Annotated in this window: 20 protein-coding genes, 1 tRNA gene and 3 pseudogenes; 6 read left to right on the top strand and 18 right to left on the bottom strand. The window is 54.4% G+C overall.

The genetic code is table 11. From position 1 onward, the window contains the following. Window positions 1-96: 96 nt before the first annotated feature. Entirely contained in the window at window positions 97-939 is an 843-nt protein-coding gene (locus tag AB4N76_RS21015; RefSeq protein ID WP_460163465.1) for a DUF4393 domain-containing protein, read from the bottom strand. Between the two features lie 416 nt (window positions 940-1,355). On the opposite strand from AB4N76_RS21015, the gene AB4N76_RS21010 reads away from it, so the two are divergent. Beyond that, window positions 1,356-2,249: an AbiJ-NTD4 domain-containing protein gene (locus AB4N76_RS21010; protein ID WP_460163464.1), complete on the top strand. Its 894-nt coding sequence runs from the start codon at window positions 1,356-1,358 to the stop codon at window positions 2,247-2,249. Window positions 2,250-2,298: 49 nt separating this feature from the next. Here AB4N76_RS21010 and AB4N76_RS21005 read toward each other — a convergent pair whose 3' ends face one another. Both AB4N76_RS21005 and AB4N76_RS21000 read right to left on the bottom strand, forming a co-directional pair. Then, window positions 2,299-2,937, bottom strand: coding sequence for a helix-turn-helix domain-containing protein (locus AB4N76_RS21005; RefSeq protein ID WP_460163463.1), 639 nt, complete (start codon window positions 2,935-2,937; stop codon window positions 2,299-2,301). A 20-nt stretch (window positions 2,938-2,957) separates the two neighbouring features. After that, window positions 2,958-3,125 (bottom strand): hypothetical protein, encoded by a 168-nt coding sequence (locus AB4N76_RS21000; RefSeq protein WP_408986293.1) that lies wholly within the window; start codon window positions 3,123-3,125, stop codon window positions 2,958-2,960. A 616-nt stretch (window positions 3,126-3,741) separates the two neighbouring features. On the opposite strand from AB4N76_RS21000, the gene AB4N76_RS20995 reads away from it, so the two are divergent. Continuing rightward, window positions 3,742-4,287 carry a hypothetical protein gene (locus tag AB4N76_RS20995; RefSeq protein WP_460163462.1) on the top strand — a complete coding sequence of 182 codons (546 nt, stop codon included), beginning with the start codon at window positions 3,742-3,744 and terminating at the stop codon, window positions 4,285-4,287. Window positions 4,288-5,109: 822 nt separating this feature from the next. Here AB4N76_RS20995 and AB4N76_RS20990 read toward each other — a convergent pair. The 7 genes and pseudogenes from AB4N76_RS20990 to dapA form a co-directional block, all read right to left on the bottom strand. Beyond that, window positions 5,110-5,373 carry a hypothetical protein gene (locus tag AB4N76_RS20990; RefSeq protein ID WP_460163461.1) on the bottom strand — a complete coding sequence of 88 codons (264 nt, stop codon included), beginning with the start codon at window positions 5,371-5,373 and terminating at the stop codon, window positions 5,110-5,112. Then, entirely contained in the window at window positions 5,370-5,888 is a 519-nt protein-coding gene (locus AB4N76_RS20985; protein WP_460163460.1) for a hypothetical protein, read from the bottom strand. The genes AB4N76_RS20990 and AB4N76_RS20985 overlap by 4 nt, the downstream gene beginning before the upstream one ends. A 1,087-nt stretch (window positions 5,889-6,975) precedes the next feature. Then, a tRNA-Ser gene (locus AB4N76_RS20980) sits at window positions 6,976-7,065 on the bottom strand. Window positions 7,066-7,148: 83 nt separating this feature from the next. Then, entirely contained in the window at window positions 7,149-7,862 is a 714-nt protein-coding gene (gene purC / locus AB4N76_RS20975) for a phosphoribosylaminoimidazolesuccinocarboxamide synthase (protein ID WP_007944067.1), read from the bottom strand. A 28-nt stretch (window positions 7,863-7,890) separates the two neighbouring features. After that, window positions 7,891-8,649 (bottom strand): MBL fold metallo-hydrolase, encoded by a 759-nt coding sequence (locus AB4N76_RS20970; RefSeq protein ID WP_046029535.1) that lies wholly within the window; start codon window positions 8,647-8,649, stop codon window positions 7,891-7,893. 4 nt (window positions 8,650-8,653) lie between these two features. Continuing rightward, window positions 8,654-9,770 (bottom strand): annotated as a pseudogene (gene bamC / locus AB4N76_RS20965) (outer membrane protein assembly factor BamC). A 17-nt stretch (window positions 9,771-9,787) separates the two neighbouring features. Then, window positions 9,788-10,666, bottom strand: a complete 879-nt coding sequence (gene dapA, locus AB4N76_RS20960; protein ID WP_007979774.1) for a 4-hydroxy-tetrahydrodipicolinate synthase — start codon at window positions 10,664-10,666, stop codon at window positions 9,788-9,790. Between the two features lie 328 nt (window positions 10,667-10,994). On the opposite strand from dapA, the pseudogene AB4N76_RS20955 reads away from it, so the two are divergent. Together AB4N76_RS20955 and AB4N76_RS20950 are read left to right on the top strand one after the other, a co-directional pair. Then, a pseudogene (locus tag AB4N76_RS20955) lies at window positions 10,995-11,543 on the top strand (glycine cleavage system transcriptional repressor); the annotation flags it as partial. 21 nt (window positions 11,544-11,564) lie between these two features. After that, window positions 11,565-12,038, top strand: a complete 474-nt coding sequence (locus AB4N76_RS20950; RefSeq protein ID WP_046029517.1) for a peroxiredoxin — start codon at window positions 11,565-11,567, stop codon at window positions 12,036-12,038. A 132-nt stretch (window positions 12,039-12,170) separates the two neighbouring features. Here the strand turns inward: AB4N76_RS20950 and AB4N76_RS20945 are convergent. Together AB4N76_RS20945 and AB4N76_RS20940 are read right to left on the bottom strand one after the other, a co-directional pair. Beyond that, window positions 12,171-13,243, bottom strand: a pseudogene (locus AB4N76_RS20945) (AI-2E family transporter). A 31-nt stretch (window positions 13,244-13,274) separates the two neighbouring features. Then, complete coding sequence (locus AB4N76_RS20940; protein WP_046029515.1) at window positions 13,275-13,514, bottom strand: sulfurtransferase TusA family protein; 240 nt, start codon at window positions 13,512-13,514, stop codon at window positions 13,275-13,277. Between the two features lie 98 nt (window positions 13,515-13,612). Here AB4N76_RS20940 and AB4N76_RS20935 point away from each other — a divergent pair, with 98 nt between their 5' ends. Continuing rightward, window positions 13,613-15,046 carry a M48 family metalloprotease gene (locus AB4N76_RS20935; protein ID WP_046029514.1) on the top strand — a complete coding sequence of 478 codons (1,434 nt, stop codon included), beginning with the start codon at window positions 13,613-13,615 and terminating at the stop codon, window positions 15,044-15,046. Window positions 15,047-15,116: 70 nt separating this feature from the next. Here AB4N76_RS20935 and AB4N76_RS20930 read toward each other — a convergent pair whose 3' ends face one another. From AB4N76_RS20930 to rpoE, 4 genes are all read right to left on the bottom strand, one after another. After that, on the bottom strand, window positions 15,117-16,541 hold the full coding sequence (locus AB4N76_RS20930) for a DegQ family serine endoprotease (RefSeq protein ID WP_460163459.1): 1,425 nt from the start codon (window positions 16,539-16,541) through the stop codon (window positions 15,117-15,119). A gap of 182 nt (window positions 16,542-16,723) precedes the next feature. Continuing rightward, window positions 16,724-17,680: a MucB/RseB C-terminal domain-containing protein gene (locus AB4N76_RS20925; protein WP_046029511.1), complete on the bottom strand. Its 957-nt coding sequence runs from the start codon at window positions 17,678-17,680 to the stop codon at window positions 16,724-16,726. Between the two features lie 8 nt (window positions 17,681-17,688). Continuing rightward, the gene (locus tag AB4N76_RS20920) at window positions 17,689-18,276 is read right to left on the bottom strand and encodes a sigma-E factor negative regulatory protein (RefSeq protein WP_046029509.1); all 588 of its coding nucleotides are present in this window, start codon (window positions 18,274-18,276) and stop codon (window positions 17,689-17,691) included. A gap of 30 nt (window positions 18,277-18,306) precedes the next feature. Continuing rightward, window positions 18,307-18,888: an RNA polymerase sigma factor RpoE gene (gene rpoE / locus AB4N76_RS20915; RefSeq protein ID WP_007944079.1), complete on the bottom strand. Its 582-nt coding sequence runs from the start codon at window positions 18,886-18,888 to the stop codon at window positions 18,307-18,309. 561 nt (window positions 18,889-19,449) lie between these two features. Between rpoE and nadB the strand changes: the two genes are divergently transcribed. Then, entirely contained in the window at window positions 19,450-21,066 is a 1,617-nt protein-coding gene (gene nadB, locus AB4N76_RS20910) for an L-aspartate oxidase (protein ID WP_046029507.1), read from the top strand. Here the strand turns inward: nadB and AB4N76_RS20905 are convergent. Together AB4N76_RS20905 and AB4N76_RS20900 are read right to left on the bottom strand one after the other, a co-directional pair. Beyond that, the gene (locus AB4N76_RS20905) at window positions 21,035-21,487 is read right to left on the bottom strand and encodes a protein YgfX (RefSeq protein WP_460163458.1); all 453 of its coding nucleotides are present in this window, start codon (window positions 21,485-21,487) and stop codon (window positions 21,035-21,037) included. The genes nadB and AB4N76_RS20905 overlap by 32 nt on opposite strands. Beyond that, complete coding sequence (locus AB4N76_RS20900) at window positions 21,471-21,725, bottom strand: FAD assembly factor SdhE (protein ID WP_046029504.1); 255 nt, start codon at window positions 21,723-21,725, stop codon at window positions 21,471-21,473. Before AB4N76_RS20900 ends, AB4N76_RS20905 begins: the two co-directional genes overlap by 17 nt. Between the last annotated feature and the right edge of the window lie 132 nt (window positions 21,726-21,857).

Here is a 21,857-nt window from a genome sequence, read left to right as displayed (position 1 = left end):
AACTAGCCACACCCCCCGCAAACACTGACTTATAGTCAACCGGACTAACTAGCGATATTTTCATAACCGATGCTAGTTACACCCTTTACATGGCGTTTAACCGGGGTTTTTAGGGGGTTCCTGATGATCATTCACACAGACACTCCCAAACTGCCTGCCGAGGCTGGTAACAACTACCGCCTTCCTATCAAACCTGCAAACACGCTCTTCTTGAACCTGCTCAATGTATTGCTTCATTGCCACTACGCTTTCGCTGCCCTCTAATTCATCGTATACGCCGGGGCCTGTGTAGCTGTAACTCTCTGGAATTTGAATCAGGCCAAGTCGACGAAGATTATCTAAGTAGCTCGGAATCAAGTTCGATATTTCCAAGTTTGCCTCTCGCCCAAACAGAGAAACACTCTTCATGGCATCAAACCCACCCCCATTAGCTTTTGATTCTGAACGCACGGTAATCAATGGAAATGGCTTTGGCTCCATGAAATAAGCTATCAGTCTCGCCTCATCGGGTGTGAGCTGCTTAATGATTTCCACGAAAGCAGGGTGAGCACCATCCGAAGTATTCTTGTCCATGGCAGTGGCAAGAAGATTGGCGTACATGTCGCGAAGCGATTCCTCGTGGCCGGTGAACCGAAGCGCCTCAATTGCTGGGCCAGCCACATTCGGTTTTGGCGTAATGATGTCTTCAGGCGGGACATCTTTCAGGCGGTCTGCAACCTTGGTTGATATGAACTCTTGGCACTTTTCATAGCCCCAGACCAACATGCCAACCGGAGCAAGCGCCACATTGATTGCTTTACCAATTGTCTCTAAAGATTTACCAATCTGTTTGGCTGCTGGCTGCACTGCGTCCTCGTAAACTGGTACAGCTTTCACCAAGCCCGTTACTGCCTCGATTGTCGCCTTGACGTTGTTATCCCCACCAGCCTCTTCGCCCATGCTGCACCCAATCCCTGTAATGAAGTTTTACCGCAGCATGCCATGATCATAGGCTATGAAACAGGGGGAAAACCACGCAGAACTGGTACAACGCCCGGCACTGCCCATTGAGCACCAGCTCAGCGGCAAAGCTGAGAGGCGCTTGCAGGGTTGCCAGCACCCTTGGAGCCTTAGCTTCGTAGTGGATTTCCTTGCACCGCTTGCTGAAGGCTTTCAGTACCGGACGAATCGCGTCTACTGATGCCCCGTGCAACACATCGAAAGCATATAGGCCATATCTATCTAGACAGCTACCCTGATAGGCTAAGTTATCAGCAGGGATTTAGATAGATTTCCGGTAGTTTCAAGAGGTATTTCTGTTTACCAACTGGCGCCCCGCCACCATGTACAATGCAGCCATCAGGACGCGGCCGACCTTGGCCAAAGCAAGCGATCACACGAACGAGGTGGTAATGGATTTTTCGCAGCGTATTGGTCTAACACCAGCGACAAAGGTCATACAAGCTAACGGCATGGATATGGACCTTCGTATATCGTTGTGGAATGCACTTATTGAAACGTATTGGAACAAGTTTCGATCAGGACATAAGGTGTATGATTACGTTAAAGATTCTAACTTTGACACGTTTTCAAAAGTGTTATACTCGCTGCACTATAAAAAATCGATAGACACCATAAATTCTCGATGGCGTGATTTTTTGCCTGTCATCCGCCAAGATTTTTTTAGTTGCACCTGGGATAGAGTTTACGCCTTCATAGAATTTACAGCCAAGCACGGACCAGAGTACAACCTAGGGTCTACAGTAAGAGCGGACTCCTTCATTAAACTCTGTAATTTAGTTTTGGAAAGGGAAAGTTCCGCCTATCGATTTGTTGCAGGCAAGATCACACCTATTACATCAACCGACGAAATTGAAGAAATTGAAAGAGCTATATCAGGATCAGACCAATATGCAGGGGTTAGAACTCACCTGCAAACATCTCTTGGTTTTTTGACCGATAGAAACAACCCAGATTACCGCAACTCGATCAAAGAAAGCATCAGCGCCGTTGAGTCACTTGTAAAGAAACTTGTCGGCGATGACAAGGCTTCTCTTGGCCAAGCATTAAAGGTGCTGGAGAAGAAACACCACCTCCATCCAAGTCTCAAGACAGCATTCTCCGCACTCTACGGTTACACCAACGATGCCGATGGTATACGCCACGCGCTGATGGATAACGAATCCCAGCTAACCAAAGCAGATGCTCGTTTCATGCTCATCTGTTGTTCAGCCTTTATCAACTTCGCTATCGACAGCGTAGAAGACTGAGCCCTCAGTGCTGGCCCTACATCGTAGGGCCAGGAACAAACCACGCTAATCATCCCCATGGATCACTTTCGCCAGAGCTATCAACAAGCCCTCTAGGCAACACAGGAACGCTACACTTAATCTCTTCATCCAATGTATCAGCGAACCCTCTGATCCTCTCACGCACGATCACAGGCGTCTTGTGTGGAGTGTCGATATACGCCTCTAGCGGAACATCTTCAAAGACCGGCACTAGTTGTACAGCTACCTCCTGTGGCGCGATTACAGCCTCGTTACCCTCAAGGACTACTAATGCACCACTTGGAGCTTTAACATCGCTAGAAGACTGCACGGGAGCGCTTGCAGAAGCATGCTTATTATGTAGTTTTAGCGAAGCAACGATCTTGTAACTATTCGAGCTTACAAAGCCACGGAGCCTCTTTCGTTTAACCGTAATATAACCATGCTTAACCAACAGTCTGATGAATGCCTTCACGGTACTAACATCGCATCCAGTGGCAAAGGCAATATCTTCCTGCGAGTCAAACCACTCCTTACCTAGCAAGCGGAAAAAATTGTAACGATCAATCATCTGCACCCAGATAATTTTCTGAACAGCACTGAGTTTTAAATGCTCACCAGTTGTCTTACTGATCCAGTGTGTAGCACGCATCATTTCATGTGTGAATTGGCAAAATTGTTCGGTCATCGTATTCCTCGTATTTTCGATTATAGGTTTTTCATTTGTTCTAGGAACTTGGATTCTTCCATTGCCCCAGTTCGGTAGAGGGCAATCATCTCAATCATCTGTGCAACACGAGCTGCTGCACTAGGGCCACCATTGCCGTTACCGGCCTTTAACCATTCACGACTGTGTTGACGAAATTGAATATTCATTTCAACTCTCCTTGCACGGTAAAATCTCACAAGGGCCAAGATGGCCTGTGAACTCAATACATCTTCTATAGGGTGTGTACACCGCTGATTTATGATCCTTGCACGATCAATCACCATTCCTTACACAGAACAGAAAAGTTCTTCTGCTTTGTAGGGGCAAGAAAACCCAGAGGGTGCACTCGGTGCAGCGAACGCAGTGAGCGAACTCACACAGCATTCAGTCTTACTGCTTTCAGTTTTATTATTATCAGTCTTATTAGCAGTGGAATTTCCACCGTGTACATAGTGGATCCCCCCCCCCTTGCACATAGGGGAAACGCCCCCCTGTGAGATATCCAGCGCACTCGCTAGGATCAAATCCAACACGAACGAAAACCGCCGCCTAACACCACACTAGGTAGGATCGAGATACGTTCGGTGCGAATTGCTTGAGAAGGTGGCGACCATACCCCGACTTCATCCTCTTTTTCAAGCTGTTTAGGGTCATAAGTAGCTATAAAGCATGATGAACAAAGCGAATCTTTAAGGGTTTCACAGCTGCCCCAGTTCCAACTTTTGCTAAAAGAGCGCAAAATACCACTGGATGCATTTTCACTTCTATCGAGACTAGTACTTCATGGAATTAGATATTACCTTTACTTGTGCTTGCGGTGGCTTTCTAGATGAAACATTACCGCATGAGGGGCCAGACTATACTGCAATCACAGATGAAGAAAGCTCACGCGAATACTGGCATACGATCATTTGCACAGATTGTGGAAAAGACTACGACATTCAAATAGTTTCAAAAGTGTCGGAAACAGATGTAATCCTAGGACACGTTCTTGACCTGCACTATGAAAACAGAATAAATACTGACCTTTCAGAAATAAATGCGGAAATTGAAAGCACTCATCAGCTTGAGATATATCAAAAAGTATCAACCGATGTTATATCTCTTCTCAGACACTCGCACCCCGCAGAAGTAAAAGCAACTTTAAATAATATGTTATTCGCCCAAGTCGTTACTGCGATCGAAGCGTACCTATCTAGCAGCTTCATCTCCACCGTAATAAATTCAGAAAATTCAGACGATTATATTAGGCGATTAGTGGAAACCGATCCTGATCTCGCAAAAGGCAGTTTTCACTCAAAGAAATTTTCACTCAATGGGCAGATTTGAAACGTCTGGTTGCACAGCATCTCAAGGATTTAATTTTTCACGACATTAAAAAAATAAAACCCATGTACAGATCGGTTCTGGAAATTGATTTTGGCAATGTTGGTTGGCTTTTCAAAGCCATATTAATTCGGCATGACTGCATACACAGAAACGGCTTCGACAAAGATGGAAACCAGCATCAAATTAATGAAGATGAAATTATCACCCTAGTAAGACAATGCACACATCTTGTGGCCCAGATTGAGGAGCATCTTACGAACAGAACATAGAACCATTTGCACAAAGAATATTAGCGTACATCGTAGGTGTTAAGGCCCGCGAGGGACGGATACTGTCCAATTTCCGCATCGGTCTGCCGCCCTCACCATTACTGCGAATTTCGTCAATCCGCCTAGGTCGGCGATAAAGTTTAGTGTGCCCGTCAAGATAGCTATCTTCTCATGGATATCAGTCATTTGATTTCTCCACGAGCGGAACGGCCATATTTCATTGCAAACAACTTATCGAAAGCACGAGTGAATTTAATTGTGTTACGTCCGTACTGCGTAACGGTTGCACTACTGTAGTAGTCGCCGTGGTTGTTATCCAAGTATGCGGCGAATACATCTTGAACACTGCGAGAGCCTGACAAAGCGAAATACAGACTACCGTCTTCGTGTCGGCACCAACGGTAGCTAAAGCTGACACGGTGGCCGTGATACTTGTGAAGGTGTTGCTTCATTGCGTTAACAAAGTCGCGGATCTTTGGTTGACCACACATCAGTGTTAGGGAGTGGTATTGCTGTGAATCATTTTTCAGATTCTTCGGTGTAGCGCTCTCTGTCATTGTTTTCCTTTGTTCAAATTGGCTTGTTTAACTGCCTCAACAATCTTACGGGCGTGCTCCTTAGCTTCAAGTAATTCTATGGCGGCCTTGAATGCGCTTACAGCCTCTTCGGAGGCTTCTTCATCTTCTGCTTGCACTTGTTTAGTTACGGCCTCTACAGGAGCTTGTAGAGGCTCCGTGACAAGTGTATCTGGACGGCGCTTTTGTCTTAGTAGCAACTCCGTACCTGACAGAGTGCTTGGATTGATTTTATCGGTCATTGTTGTTCTCCAAGATCAAGGGCATGCAATACTTCGGAGTGTACACGGTCATACTCTTCTTGCTCTTTCGCTGCCTGAGCCTCTTGCTCAGCTTGTTTACGTTTACCGCGTTCACGGTCGAGCAACAGTTGCACTTCCTTCGCTACAGCAGCGGATTTCTCAGCTTCCAAACGGGCAAGATAATCAAACTCCACTTGGGCCAGGATTTTGGCGATATCCTTTTCAACTTCGGCGGCTGGACGTTTCAATGAGAGAATCACGAAATCAATGGTGGGCGATGCTACCAGTTTCGGGAGATGAGTAATCTCGCCGGTTGCTGTATATCCAAGACCAACAAGTTCAACGTATCTGTCGAGAGCCTGTTGTAGTCCTTGCACTTCGAAAGTCTCCATCAAGCCTGATTGCTCACGACCTTGGATGTTGCATTGTGTACGGGTGTTGTAGAAGCCCACTTCGATTTCTTGTAGGCGTTTTAGATGCGCGGCATCTGGTTGGAACAATTGCGATGTTTTCATTAACGGTGTTTCCTCTTTCATTATTGTAGGTACTACGGTTTGTTTCTCTTGGCGGTGATGCTGCATTCTGCACTTGGTAGAGCAGAACTTCGCATGTGGTGCTTGGGGTCTTACTGGAAACTTGGTACTACACACAGCGCAGGGCTGGTAGGTAACGGTGACTCTTGCCATATTGGCTCCTTGGTCTTAGATACTGGGTATGTGTTGTTACGCGGATAACTGAGCACGAAAAAGTGGCCAGAATTTTTAGGCTCTGGCCGAAGTTGTTACGCCGTTAAATGTTTTAAGCCCATACCGTCGCTACAGTTAATGCTGAGGGCAGCAGCAATGACAATCAACTCACAAAGGGAGCAAAGTTCATCGTCAATTTTAAGTAGTGCAACTCGTGGCCTATCGGAGTTGCCACAATGCGAAAAAAGCTTCCCTTCCGAGAAGAACGGCCAGTTGACAGAGTTTCGATCAGACTGCCCTGTCACAGTATAAGAGGTAACAAACCCTGATCTTGCAAGTATCAGCCATCGTCTTGCATGAACGACTGGAGAAGCTTGTGGGAGCCTCGGCCTACAACTACACCAAACTCCATGGCAACACAGGTTCGATGTGGATGTTCTGGAAACGACTTTACCGAACTCAGCTTGGCGGCTGGCCCGGTTGGGTGTTGCTGGATTTGGTTTGGTGCTGGTGTTGCGGGTTGAGAATCCGAACAGAGAAGAGTCAACTGTCCTATTCACTACCATTGTAAACGATGAATTCAAACTTGTCACAAAATTTGTGCCAACTCTTAAAACATGTGTAACAAGATGTGTATGACCCTATCCCACCTTGGTCGGCACGAGCTGCACAGGCGTCTCCCATGTCACATCATTGAGCCCCTCTAGTGCGCCTGATGCGATGGCGAAACGACGCTCTACAGCTCTACGGGGACGCTAAGGGAAATCTGTTGGGCGACGGGTACGGACAATAGAGAAAGGCGCTACAGGAGCGCTCAGGAGGGTCTGTGGCGGCAGATATTTTACGTAGAATTACTACGTAGAATCCGAGAATGAAAAAAGCCCCGAGACCAGAGTCTACGGGGCTTTTCAATGTATGGCGGAGAGATAGGGATTCGAACCCTAGGTACCGGTGAAGGTACAACGGATTTCGAATCCGTCCCATTCGGCCACTCTGGCATCTCTCCAACGGCGCGCATCATAACAACACTTTCGCCGGAAGCGAACCCCTTTTGCGATTTTTTTCCGTGCTATCAGATGCTTGCGTCGATTAAAGCGGTACGCCCAGACGATTGGCGACTTCTTCGTAGGCTTCGATGACGTCACCGAGGCCCTGACGGAAGCGGTCCTTGTCCATTTTCTTGCCGGTGGCCTTGTCCCACAGGCGGCAGCCGTCCGGGCTGAATTCGTCGCCCAGGACGATGGAGCCGTCGTGGAACACGCCGAATTCGAGTTTGAAGTCGACCAGCAGCAGGCCGGCGTCGTCGAACAGTTTGCTCAGGACTTCGTTGACCTTGAGCGACAGTTCTTTCATGCGAACCAGTTGCTCGGCGGTGCCCCAACCGAAAGCCACAACGTGGGATTCGTTGATGAACGGGTCGCCCTTGGCGTCGTCCTTCAGGAACAGTTCGAAGGTGTAAGGGTTGAGCTTCATGCCCTCTTCGACGCCCAGGCGCTTGACCAGGCTGCCGGCGGCGTAGTTACGCACGACGCACTCGACCGGGATCATGTCGAGTTTTTTCACCAGGCACTCATTGTCGCCCAGCAGTTTGTCGAACTGGGTCGGCACGCCGGCGGCTTCGAGTTTCTGCATGATGAAGGCGTTGAACTTGTTGTTCACCATACCTTTGCGGTCGAGCTGCTCGATGCGCTTGCCGTCGAACGCCGAGGTGTCGTTGCGAAACAGCAGGATCAAGCGGTTAGCGTCGTCGGTCTTGTAAACCGATTTGGCTTTGCCGCGGTAGAGTTCTTCACGTTTTTCCATGATGGGCTCCGCTTGCTAAGTAGGTGGGCTAGGCGATGTGTCGCCAGTCGAGCCCTGAATCTTGATCGGCCAGTTGCAGCCAGTCCGGATCGCACCCGAGGGTGTCGACAAAACATTGCCGGGCCAGCTGCGGCAGGTTGTTCTTGCTGCTCAGATGGGCCAGGACCAGGTGTTGCAGGCCTTGCCAGCCCAACTCGGCCACCAGGAATGCCGCCTGATGGTTGTTCAAATGTCCCAGTTCACCGCCCACCCGCTGCTTGAGGAAGTACGGGTAGTGACCGCGAGCCAGCATGTCACGGCAATGGTTGGACTCGATCATCAACGCATCGAGGTCACGATAGCCGTCCAGCACCTTGTTGCAATACGAGCCCAGGTCGGTCAACAGGCCGAAGCGCCGCTCACCGTCACTGAAGACGTATTGCGTCGGTTCCTGTGCATCGTGGGCCACGGCAATGACGCCGATGCTCAGTGCGCCGATCTGCAGTTGCTCGCCGCCAGCCAGAAGGCCAGCCGGTTCAATTGGTTTGCGCATCCCGCGCAGGGTCCCGCGACTGAGGTAGACAGGCAGATTGTAGCGCCGAGACAGCAAACCCACGCCATGCACGTGGTCGGCATGTTCGTGGGTCACGAGTATCGCGCTCAACTGCGCCGGATTCACACCCAGGCGCAGCAGGCGTTTTTCGGTTTCTCTCAAGGAAAAACCACAATCCACCAGCACGTACGTGTCATCGCTGGCTACCAGCGTGCCGTTCCCTTGGCTACCGCTGCCGAGAACGGCAAAACGCATGTGATCAGCCCAGTTTGTCCTGAATCTCACTCAACACTTTACGCGCCACGTCTGCCGGCGCCACGGTGTTGATGTTTTTCTCGACGGTGACCTGGACGTTTTCACCGACCTTGCTCAGGCGAACCTGATAACGCTCGGCACGGGCTTCAACTTCTTCCTTGCTCGGCGCGCTGCCGAACAGGCTGGCGAAGAAACCGGGCTTCTCGTCTTTCTTATCGGCTTTCTCGGACAGGTTGATGTAGTACAGGCCCAGGCTGCGGTTGATGTCTTCAACACGCCACTCGCCCTGTTCCAGCGCACGACCGACGCTCGACCAGGCACGATCCAGGTCTTTGCCGACGTTCAGCACCGGGTTACCGCTGCCGTCTTCGCTCAAGCTGACGCGACTTGGTGTATCGAAATCACGCGAAGCCAGCATCGAGACCGAACCGCCCTTCTCCGAAATGCGGCTCATGCTCGCGAGCATGTCGTCGACCAGTGCTGCGTCCAGGCCGGTGTTGACCGAACGGTTGGTGAAGTCCACATCGGCGGTGCTGCCGGCAGGACGCTCCGCGCTGACCACGTAGATTTCACTGGTGTTGCGCTGCACGCCCGGCTCGATCCGCACTCGCACGCGGGTTTCGCTGTCGGTGCTGACGCCGGCTGCACTCAGGCGTTTAGCCATCGCTGCAGACAGTTCGTCGGCATGCTGCCAGGTCGTGGTGAATTCGCCGGTTTGTGGCTTTTGTTCATCCAGACGGAAACCGTTGTCCTGGAAGAACTGCACCGCCACTGGCCAGGCTTCGGCCGGAGGGTTCTGCGCCAGGATCGAACGCGAATCGCCGACTTTCTGCAGGGAGTAGGCACTGGCATCGGCCGAGCGCCGACAACGGCTGCGGACGAGGAACGATGTATTCGCCCTTGACGGTGTCATCGGCCACGTTACGCGGGATCGGCAGCAGCGGATCCAAGCGTTTGGCGTCGGTGATATTCGGTGGCAATTGCATTGGTGCAGTCTGTTGCGCTTCCAGGTAATCGCTACCACGGTCACGGAAATAACCTTCCGGGCCCCAGACCCATCCACAGCCACTGGTGCTGGAGATAATCAAGGCAAGTGCGGAAAGTCCGGCCATTCGCTTCATGCGTTGTACTTCCTCAATTAAACCAGGACGCTGCACTGGCGCAGGGCCGTGCGAAGCGTTTCATGACAAGGTGCGCTCAGCCAGGTCAGCGGCAGGCGAATGCCTTCGTGCATCAGGCCCATCTCCACCAAAGCCCACTTCACCGGAATCGGGTTGGCTTCAATGAACAGGTCCTTGTGCAGCGGCATCAATTTTTCGTTGATAGCCCGTGCGGTTTCGGCGTCGCCCTTGAGCGCGGCCTCGCACAGGTCGGCCATTTCGCGCGGTGCGACGTTGGCGGTGACGGAGATGTTGCCCTTGCCGCCCATCAGGATCAGCTCGACAGCAGTCGGATCATCGCCGGACAGCACGATGAAGTCCTTGCTCACGCCATCAAGGATTGCCTTGGCACGCTTCAGGTCGCCGGTGGCTTCCTTGATACCAATGATATTCGGCACGGTAGACAGGCGAATCACGGTCTCGGCCTGCATGTCGCAGGAGGTGCGGCCTGGAACGTTATAGAGGATCTGTGGAATGTCGACCGCTTCAGCGATGTGCTTGAAGTGCAGGTACAAGCCTTCCTGGGTCGGCTTGTTGTAGTACGGAACGACCAGCAGGCAGGCGTCGGCGCCGGCTTCTTTGGCATTGCGGGTCAGTTCGACGGCTTCGCGGGTCGAATTGGCGCCGGTGCCGGCGATAACCGGAATGCGACCGTTGACCTGCTTGACCACTGCCTTGATGACAGCGATGTGTTCATCGACATCAAGGGTTGCCGACTCGCCGGTCGTACCGACCGCGACAATGGCATGAGTGCCGTTTTCAAGGTGGAAGTCCACGAGTTTGCTGAGGCTGTCCCAGTCAAGACGCCCTTGTGCATCCATGGGTGTGACCAGTGCCACCATACTGCCCGCAATCATGAAACCGCTCCTGCCGGAAAAAGAGAGCCGTAATGGTACTGGCGCCAAGATGCTTGCACAAGCAAAGTACTGCGCTGCCGCCATTCCCCTTGGCGTTGCTTTTCGCTACCCTTCAGACTTTGATCGGTACTGACTAAGGTCGTACGCCAGATTCCAGCCTCCAGTTACGACATCACAAGCCCTGATCCAGCGTTGCCGCCCCGCGCTCCTGCCACACTGGAGCATATTGCAACCTTGGGCCCGGGCCTTTTGAATTCGCATCCGCAGGCTCGTTCCCGGTAAAAACCCTCTTGGACGTATCGACCGCTCATCGCTTTAGGAATGCTGCATGTCCACCCCCACAGTTCGCGAACAATTCCTTGTCATCAGTGCCCTCGGCGCCAACCCCATGGAGCTGACTAACGTCCTGTGCCGCGCCAGCCATGAAAACCGCTGCGCCGTAGTCACGTCCCGCCTGACCCGTCATGGCGAGTGCAGTGCGTTGATCCTCGAGATCTCCGGTAGCTGGGACGCCCTGGCACGCCTGGAAGGCAGTTTGCCGAGCCTCTCCAAAAAGCATGCGTTCACCGTCAACGTGGTGCGCAGCGCTGCCCTGGAGAACCGTCCTCAGGCCTTGCCTTACGTGGCTTATGTCAGCTCGGCCTATCGCTCGGACATCATTAACGAGCTGTGCCAGTTCTTCATGGACCACAACGTCGAGCTGGAAAACCTGACCTGTGACACGTACCAGGCACCGCAAACCGGTGGCACCATGCTCAACGCCACGTTTACCGTAACCTTGCCGGCCGGCGTGCAGATCAGCTGGCTGCGCGATCAGTTCCTGGATTTCGCCGACGCGCTGAACCTGGATGCCCTGATCGAGCCGTGGCGCCCACAAACCCAATGTAAGGAAGCTTTCATGGCCGTTGCCATCGACCAACCGGTTGCCGACTTCGAAGCACCCGCCACCAATGGGCAGACCGTCAGCCTCGCGGGCCTGAAAGGCAAGCAGGTGGTGATTTACTTCTATCCGAAGGACAGCACGCCGGGTTGCACCACTGAAGGCCAGGGCTTTCGCGATCAGCTTGAAGCGTTCAAAACGGCCAACACCGAAGTGTTCGGTGTGTCGCGTGACAGCCTCAAATCCCATGAAAACTTCAAGGCCAAGCAGGCGTTCACCTTCGAGCTGATCAGCGACAAGGAAGAAGCGCTTTGCCAACTGTTTGACGTGATCAAACTGAAAAAGCTGTATGGCAAGGAGTACATGGGCGTTGATCGCAGCACGTTCCTGATCGACAAGGACGGCGTGCTGCGTCAGGAATGGCGCGGCGTGAAGGTGCCGGGGCATGTGGATGCGGTGTTGGCTGCTGCTCAGGCCCTGAACAAGGCCTGATTTCTTCGAAGTCTTTTCGGACGCCTTCGCGAGCAAGCCCGCTCCCACATTAGACCGAGTTTTTCCTGAAGGAATACGATCAAGTGTGGGAGCGGGCTTGCTCGCGAAGAGGCCATCAGCCTCACTAAAGAATTAAAGCAGCGGCGCCACTTCCGGCTCTTTGCGTGGCCACGCATCCAGCACGGCTTTGAACAGCGTCGCCAGCGGAATCGCGAAGAACACACCCCAAAACCCCCACAACCCACCAAACAACAGCACCGCACAAATGATTGCAACCGGGTGCAGGTTGACCGCTTCCGAAAACAGCAACGGCACCAGCACGTTGCCGTCCAGCGTCTGGATAATCCCGTAGACCGCCATCAAGTAGATGAACTGGATCACTCCAGCCCCACTGGAACAGGGCAATCAGCATGACCGGCACGGTCACCACCACGGCACCGACGTACGGCACCACCACCGACACGCCCACCAACAAGGCCAACAGCGCTGCGTAGTTCAGCCCAAGAACCACAAAACCGATGTAGGTCACGCCCCCGCAAATGAAAATCTCGATGACCTTGCCGCGAATGTAATTGGCGATTTGCCGGTTCATTTCGTGAGCGACGCGGGTGATCAGCGCCCGTTCACGGGGCAGGTAGCCCCGCACCCACTGGCCGATCATCTCCCGGTCCTTCAAGAAGAAGAACACCAGGATCGGCACCAGGACGAGGTAGATCATGATGTTGACCAGCAGCGGCAAACTCGACAGAGAGAACGTCAGCGCCCACTGGCCGAATTTGCCGATTTCGCCGCGCGCCACTTCAATGGCCCGCAACACCTGCTCATCGGACACCAGATGCGGATAGCGCTCGGGTAGCAGCAATAACAGCGACTGCCACTCTGACGAGCATGCCGGGCAACTCGTTGAACAGCGTGATCAGTTGATGCCAGAGCAGCGGCACGACGACAACAATGAAAACCAGCAACACCCCCATGAACAGCGCAAAGACCAGCCCCACCGCCACGGCGCCGGGTATACGCAGACGTTCGAGGGTGACCACCAGACCTTGCATGAGATACGACAGCACCATCCCGGCGAGCACCGGCGCGAGCATGCCACCCAAAGTGAGGACCGCCGTGAATGCCAGAACCAGCAGCACGGCCAGCACCACGGCTTCTTCATCGGAAAAGTAGCGCTGAATCCAGTCGCGTAACACCTTGAACATCGATATTCCCTAGAAACGAACGCAGCCGGTTTCAGGCTTTTTTTAACCAGTAGCGGTAAACACCCGCCTCATCTTCTTCGCGAAGCAGCGTATGACCGGCCAATCGGGCAAAGGTGCGAAAATCGCGCTGAGAACCTGCATCCGTGGCGATGACCTTGAGCACCGCGCCGCTGGCCAGGCGATTGAGCTCCATCTTGGCCTTGAGCAGCGGCAATGGACAATTCAGGCCGCTGGCGTCCAGTTCGGCGTCATGGGCTACTGTGTCAGTCATTGCTTCACTCCGGGTCTGGTGGTTGAGTTGCCTAGAATATCTGGTCGCAAGCCAAGTGTCCGGCTACAGTAAGGTCTTTGTCGACTAAGGCTTTGTGCATGACTTTTTTGCGCCCTACCCTGCTGACGCTCGCTTGCCTGCTCGCCTCACCGGGCTTTGCCGACGACCTGCCGTCACTCGGCGACGCCAGTTCTGCCATCGTCTCGCCGCAACAGGAATATCAGTTGGGCCGTGCCTGGCTGGCGCTGTTGCGCAGCCAGGTCGCGCAGCTCAACGACCCACAACTCAAGGATTACGTCGAATCCAGCGTTTACCGACTGGTGGAAACCAGCCAGGTCAATGACCGGCGCCTGGAGTTCATCCTGATCAACAGTCCACAGCTCAACGCCTTCGCGGCGCCCGGCGGGATTGTCGGGGTCAATGGCGGCTTGTTCCTCAATGCGCAGACCGAGGGCGAATACGCGTCAGTACTGGCTCACGAATTGGCTCACTTGTCGCAACGCCACTTTGCCCGTGGCGTTGAAGCCCAAAAGCGTATGCAGGTGCCGATGATGGCCGCCCTGCTGGCCGGGATCGTGATTGCGGCGGCCGGTGCTGGCGATGCGGGGATTGCGACCATTGCCGGTACGCAAGCGGCGGCGATTCAGGAACAGCGGCGTTTCTCGCGTCAGAATGAACAGGAAGCCGACCGGATCGGTATCCTCAATCTGGAAAAAGCCGGTTACGACCCACGCTCAATGCCGAGCATGTTCGAGCGCCTGGGGCGCCAATACCGCTATGACGCCAAGCCACCAGAATTTCTGCTGACTCACCCGGTTACCGAATCGCGGATCGCCGACACCCGCAACCGTGCCGAACAAGCCCCACAGGGCGGCATTGAAGACACGATGCGTTATCAGCTGATTCGTGCGCGGGTCCAGTTGATTTATGAAGAAACCCCTGGCCTGGGCGCCAAGCGCTTCCGTGCCTTGCTTGAGGAAAACCCGAAAAACGATGTCGCGCGCTACGGTTTGGCGATCGCACAAATCAAGGGTGGCCAGCTCAATGAAGCTCGGGAGAACCTCAAGCTGCTACTGGCAAAATCACCGAATGAGATCATCTACAATCTGGCGCAGGTCGATTTGGACATCACCAACAATCGACTGCCCGACGCTCAATCACGCGTCGAGCGGATGCTCACGCAATACCCCGGCAACTACCCGCTGAATCAGATACGTGTCGATTTGCTACTGAAACAGAACCGCACCGCCGATGCTGAGAAGGCCCTGGAAGGCCTGCTCAAGTCGCGTCCGGACGATCCGGATGTTTGGTATCAGGTGGCGGAGACTCGCGGCCTGTCGGGCAACATCATCGGCTTGCATCAGGCTCGTGCAGAATACTTTGCGCTGGTTGGCGACTATCGCCAGGCCATTCAACAGCTCGATTTCGCCAAGCGTAAGGCCGGCAGCAACTTCCCGCTTTCTTCGCGTATCGATGCACGTCAACGCGAGCTGATGGAACAGGAGCGCATGATCAAGGACATGATGGGCTGACGCTCAGCAAAATCCAGGCACAAAAAAACCGCCTCTTTCGAGGCGGTTTTTTATTCAGCCGACAACCGGTTTATTCAGCCAGTTTGAAGGTGATGAAGCTGGCACGACCTTGACGCAGAACCCGCATCGATACCGAACGGTTCTTCGGCAGTGCCTTGGCAATCTCGGTGAACTCCTTACTGGAGCCGATGGCCTGGTTGTTCAGGTGAGTGATGATGTCGCCCGATTGCAAGCCAATCAGGGAGGCAGGGCCTTCCTGCACTTCCTTGATCACCACACCACCTTTGAGGTCGTAGGTTTTCTTCTGCTCATCGGACAGTTCGGCGACGGAAACACCCAAACGATTACTGCTGATTTCAACGCCCGATTTAGGCATTGAATCCAGCTCTTTGCCTTCGTCAGGAATCGCACCAACCGTCAGCTCGACGTTCTTGCGCTTGCCTTCGCGAATGACCTCAAGATTAGCCTTGGCGCCTGCTTTCAGCGCGCCCACCAGGTGTGGCAGATCGGCCGACATGATGATCGGTTGACCGTTCATGCTCAGAATGACGTCGCCGACTTGCAGGCCACCCTTGGCCGCCGGGCCGTCGTCCTGGATTTGAGCCACCAGCGCACCGGCCGGTTTCTCTAGACCAAACGACTCGGCCAGGTCCTTGTTCACTTCCTGAATCACCACACCCAACCAGCCCCGGCTGACTTTGCCGCCGTCTTTCAACTGGTTGGAAACATCCATCGCGACATCGATAGGGATCGCGAACGATACACCCATGAAGCCCCCGGAGCGGGTGTAGATCTGCGAGTTGATCCCGACCACTTCGCCATTCAGGTTGAACAGCGGACCACCGGAGTTACCCGGGTTGATCGGCACGTCAGTCTGGATGAACGGCACATAGTTTTCGTTCGGCAGGCTGCGCCCGATGGCGCTGACGATGCCTTGGGTCACGGTGTGGTCGAAACCAAACGGCGAACCGATGGCGACAACCCACTGACCGGCTTTCAGGTCCTGGGATTTACCGAGTTTAAGAACCGGAAGGTCCTTGCCTTCGATTTTCAGCAGCGCCACGTCGGAGCGCGGATCAGTGCCGACCAGTTTGGCCTTCAGCTCACTGCGATCAGCCAGACGGACGAGGATTTCGTCGGCATCGGCGATCACATGGTTGTTGGTCAGAATGTAGCCATCAGGCGAGATGATGAAACCCGATCCCAGAGACTGCGCCTCACGCTGGCGATCACCGCGAGGGGAGCGCGGCTGAGGCATGCCCCGCTCGAAGAACTCGCGAAGCGCTGGTGGCAGGCCTTCAAGGTCCGGCATTTGCCCGGACACTTTGCGGTCCGGCAGTTTCTGGGTGGTACTGATATTCACCACGGCAGGCGAGGCCTGCTCGACGAGCTGGGTGAAATCAGGCAATTCGACTGCTTGAACAGCAGCCGCCTGACCGAGGACCAACACGGTGGCAAACATGGAAAGATAAGACTTCAAGCGTGGTATCGACATACGGCTCCCGTTACGACGAGCATGGTTAAGCGATATGGAGCAAGGAACACCGGGAACAATACGCCGGTATTTTTGTTCCGGGAACAACAAAACAAGGCCAGAGCCGTGAGGCTCTGACCTATAGAAAAATTCTGGTTTGTTTGCAACTTGAAATGCTCACCAAACATTTCGAAATCGGCTCACTACTTGGTTGCAGTGGCATCGTTGCGCATGGAGAGCGCGATCCGTTCAGCTGTGCCAATCGGGATCTCACCGACCACCGTCACCATCATTTCGCCTTGAGGCGTGGTCAGGCGCCGGGATACAGCAACGGTTGGTCCCAATTGTGTGCGAGTGTCCGTCACAGTTGCGCCATTCAATGGCTCGAGAAATACCGAGAACCGCGCCAGACCGTCGTCATACATCAGGCTATTGACCTGGGTCTTGGTCTGCGGATCCTTTCGAGCACTGCTGCTGGTCAATTCGAAACCCGGCGGTAACCAGTCCGAATGCCAGACCTGAGCGACTTTGACGGCGGAAGCCTTGTCACTGTCAAAAGTGATGGCCTTACATTCGGCGCCGGGCTGTAAATCCTGGTCTGATGGCACTTCCGCGGTGTCCAGTTGTGTGAACTGGAATCGCTCCAGCAACTGCCCTTTGTCATTGAGTAGCAATGACTTGAGCGGCAGGCCGGTCTCTTTATCCAAATGAAGCTCAAAACCGTATCGGTGCTGATCACGTGGCGTCAGTGAAACAATCACCGCGGCACGCCCAGCCACACGCGACTTGCCAATGACGGCAAGGTCATACCAATTCTTTAACTTTTGGGGATCCAGTGCACGAGCAGCGGAGTTGGGAGTATCCCCAAGTCCTGCTATCAGGGTGCCGCTAACGCATTGAGTATGCCCATCAATGCGTACGACTTCCTGTGCGGAGCCGTCAAGCTGGAGTAAACGCTCTCGGACTTTGCCATCCTGGACGCGATGCCAGATGTTATGGGTAGAAAAACTACCGTTACGCTCGTAAACGAATGTGCCGTGAAAGCTTTGCTGTTGCTCGGCCTGACCCAAGCGGGTCAACCAGTCCTGGGCTTCATCAGCGTGGGCTGGAACAACAATCCAGCCTGCGAGCAGAAGCGAAAGTAGAGGTATGGAGCGCATGATCCTCCTTAACGGTTTTCCAGGCTTGCTGCACGAGCATAAGGCAGCGCACTTTCAGTGCCTTTCAATGCAGCCTGTTGAGCATGTTGGCGCAAGTAGCTTGGCAGACGCTGATCGTGCCAGCCTGGCTGACCTTGCAATACACCGTTGGCCATAGGGCCAGTGGCTTCCGAACTCTCATTGTAGCCTGCCAATACAGCTGGCCCCTTGACCTGAGGAACGGCCAGACCCGGTTGATTGGATTGCTGAGCCAGTTCTACACCAGCGATCTCGTCCTGATTGTACAAACGAACGCCAGCCAGCACAGCAAGTGTTACCGATGCAGCGACTGCCAGACGACCCAGGCTGCGCCAAGGACCACGGGAGGCTTTTGCCGGCACGGCTTCATCGGCCAATGCAGCCGATACTGCCGCAGCGATATCCAGGCGTGGAAGCAACAAGTCCTTGTGCATGACTGCCCGAGCGATTTGGTAACGAGCCCAGGTTTCACGGGTTTCAACATCGTCAAAGGCATTCAGTACCCGACGCAATTCCAGTTCGTCCGCTTCGTTATCCATCACTGCGGACAGCGATTCCTGCAGGGCTTCACGACTCATGGCGTTCCTCTCTTGGCTATCGCCGCTGTCTCAGTTTTCCTGCAACAACGGCTGCAGGGCTTTATCGATGGCCTCCCGGGCGCGGAAAATCCGGGAGCGCACGGTACCCACCGGACACTGCATGACTGCCGCAATGTCCTCGTAACTCAGACCATCGAATTCACGTAAAGTTAATGCCGTACGTAAATCTTCTGGCAGTTGCTGAATGGTTCGATGGACGGTGCCTTCGATCTCATCCCGCAGCAACGCGCGTTCTGGCGACTCGAGATCCTTGAGGCCATGATCGCCATCGTAGAACTCTGCATCCTCGGAACTGACATCGCTATCCGGCGGCCGACGGCCGCGTGAAACCAGATAGTTTTTCGCCGTGTTAATGGCGATGCGGTAAAGCCACGTGTAAAACGCGCTGTCCCCGCGAAAATTTCCAAGTGCACGGTATGCCTTGATAAAGGCTTCTTGTGCCACATCCTGGGCTTCATGGGTGTCGTGCACGAAACGCACGATCAACCCGAGAATTTTGTGCTGGTATTTCAGCACTAGCAGATCGAAAGCACGCTTGTCGCCGCGTTGAACGCGTTCGACCAGCTGCTGATCCTCTTCCTGGGTTAGCATGAACACTCCTCGATAAGCTCGGAGGAGGCTTGCATTACTAAACGACCGGACTTGCAAACATAGACTCGGGCTTTTCGCAAAAGTTCTCCCCCTCCAAGCAAGTTTCCTGCGCGCTCTGATTCGGCACGCACGAAAAGCGCAGCGCGAGATTCCCCGGCTGCGCGAATAATCTTGTCATCGGATTCGCCGGCAAGGATCCAACCCGCAGATCCTGCACCTGAAGCCGACACTGTCCCTTGAATCAGGCAACCGTCTATTGATCTTGAGCCTTTGGCAAAAGTTCCAAATATTTATAACCAGACGGCACCGACATTGTGCAACCGTGAATAGAAAAATACTGTTAAATCGACGATACAGTCGTCTTGTCGTCGAACCGTTCAAAAAACCATCCGACGAAGCGTCAGGTTTTTCCCGTCACAGTAGTTTCACAATGCCATGTGCGCACGGGTATTGTGCCGCCCCACCCCTCTATATACTAGTGGGCTGTGTGGCCGCCCTGACTCGCCGTTACAGCAGTCTCGCGCCAACCCCGACCCGGGTCGCTTTGAGCGGAATCCTGAAATGAGCCAACAGTTTCAACACGATGTTCTGGTCATTGGCAGCGGTGCTGCCGGTTTGAGCCTTGCGCTGACCTTGCCTGGTCATTTGCGCATTGCGGTACTGAGCAAAGGCGACCTCGCCAACGGCTCGACATTCTGGGCCCAGGGCGGCGTTGCAGCCGTTCTGGATGACTCCGATACCGTCGAGTCCCACGTCGATGACACCCTCAACGCCGGCGGTGGCCTGTGCCATGAAGACGCTGTGCGTTTTACCGTCGAGCACAGTAAAGAGGCGATCCAATGGTTGATCGACCAAGGCGTGCCCTTTACCCGTGATGAACAATCCGGCACCGAAGACGGCGGCTTCGAGTTTCACCTGACCCGCGAGGGTGGCCACAGCCATCGGCGCATCATTCATGCCGCGGATGCAACGGGCGCCGCGATATTCAGAACGCTACTGGCCCAAGCCAGGCAACGCCCGAATATCGAATTGCTGGAACAGCGGGTCGCGGTGGACCTGATCACCGAAAAACGCCTCGGCCTTGAGGGCGACCGCTGCCTCGGCGCCTACGTCCTCAATCGCGGGACCGGCGAAGTCGATACCTACGGCGCACGCTTCGTCATCCTCGCCTCCGGCGGCGCGGCCAAAGTCTACCTGTATACCAGCAACCCCGACGGAGCCTGCGGCGACGGCATCGCCATGGCCTGGCGCTCTGGCTGCCGGGTGGCGAACCTGGAATTCAACCAGTTTCACCCCACCTGCCTTTACCATCCGCAGGCAAAAAGCTTCTTGGTCACCGAAGCCCTGCGCGGCGAAGGTGCGCACTTGAAGCTGCCCAATGGCGAACGCTTCATGCAACGCTTCGACCCGCGCGCAGAACTGGCACCACGGGACATCGTGGCCCGGGCCATCGACCATGAAATGAAGCGCCTGGGTGTCGATTGTGTCTATCTGGACATCAGCCACAAGCCCGAAGCGTTCATCAAGACCCACTTCCCGACGGTATACGAACGCTGCCTCGAGTTTTCCATCGACATCACCAAGCAACCGATTCCGGTAGTGCCAGCGGCGCACTACACCTGTGGCGGCGTGATGGTTGATCAAAACGGTCGCACCGACGTACCGGGGCTGTATGCCATTGGCGAAACCAGTTTTACCGGACTGCACGGCGCCAACCGCATGGCCAGCAACTCGTTGCTGGAGTGCTTCGTTTATGCCCGTTCGGCGGCAGCGGACATTCTTGAGCAGTTGCCACACGTGTCGATTCCAGCCGCCCTACCCATCTGGGATGCGAGCCAGGTGACCGATTCCGACGAAGACGTGATCATCGCGCACAACTGGGATGAACTGCGGCGATTCATGTGGGACTACGTCGGCATCGTGCGCACCAACAAGCGCTTGCAACGAGCCCAGCACCGCGTGCAGCTATTGCTGGACGAAATTGACGAGTTCTACAGCAACTACAAGGTCAGCCGTGATTTGATCGAATTGCGTAACCTGGCTCAGGTAGCAGAACTGATGATCCAGTCAGCCATGGCGCGCAAGGAAAGCCGGGGCCTGCATTACACCCTCGACTACCCCAACATGCTCCCGGTCGCCCTGGACACTATTCTGGTGCCGCCCACCTACGCCGACTGAACGTGAGGCGAACCCGCAGGCGTCGGTGCACATCCGCCGCCTGCGAGTCGCGGGGTACGCAGATCGACCTGATCCGCCGTTCGCCGCGCAGGCGAAACCGCAGCACCACGATCAATGGCAGCGCCAGGCTGTCCGGGCGCAACTGCACGGCTTGCCAACCCGCGGCCCGATTCCACAATTGCCAGCCATCGGCGTCCCGGCGCAAGCCGCAGAAGGCCTGTGGGTGTTTGAGCAAGATCTGTCTGGGTAACACCCAAAAACCGTGAGCCGCGCACAGCGCAATGCCGAGCAGGCTGGCCCAGGCCGGTATGGATAGAAGAATCAACGAACCCAGCGCGAACAGCTGGGCCACACCATACGCCGCCAGCAACTGCCGAGAGGCATGCCAGCGGCATTCGAACATATTACTTGGGCTGGACACGGTCCAGGATCATGCGAACCATGCGCTGAAGCTCTGGATCTTCCGATTCGGTGCGTTCCATGAACCAGCCGAACATGTCCTGATCTTCGCATTCGAGCAGCCGGACGTAACAGGCACGATCTACTTCGTTGAGGTGCGCATAAACTTCTTTCACAAACGGCACCAGCAACACGTCCAACTCAAGCATGCCGCGGCGGCTGTGCCAGTAGAGGCGATTCAGTTCAACATCTTCGACCATGGAGCGCTCCTCAAATAGGCGGCAAGTATACAGCCCCGGACAGTGTCGAACAGTCGGCTTTGGTCGGGCACCACCTCCTTTTGTGAACTACCCATTTCCAGGGCGCCACCTTATGATGTCCCCCAGACTCTT

The sequence above is a fragment of the Pseudomonas sp. S2_F03 genome, assembly GCF_054668335.1.
Note: the sequence above shows the minus strand (reverse complement) of the source record. Positions and strands in the feature narration are given on the sequence as shown.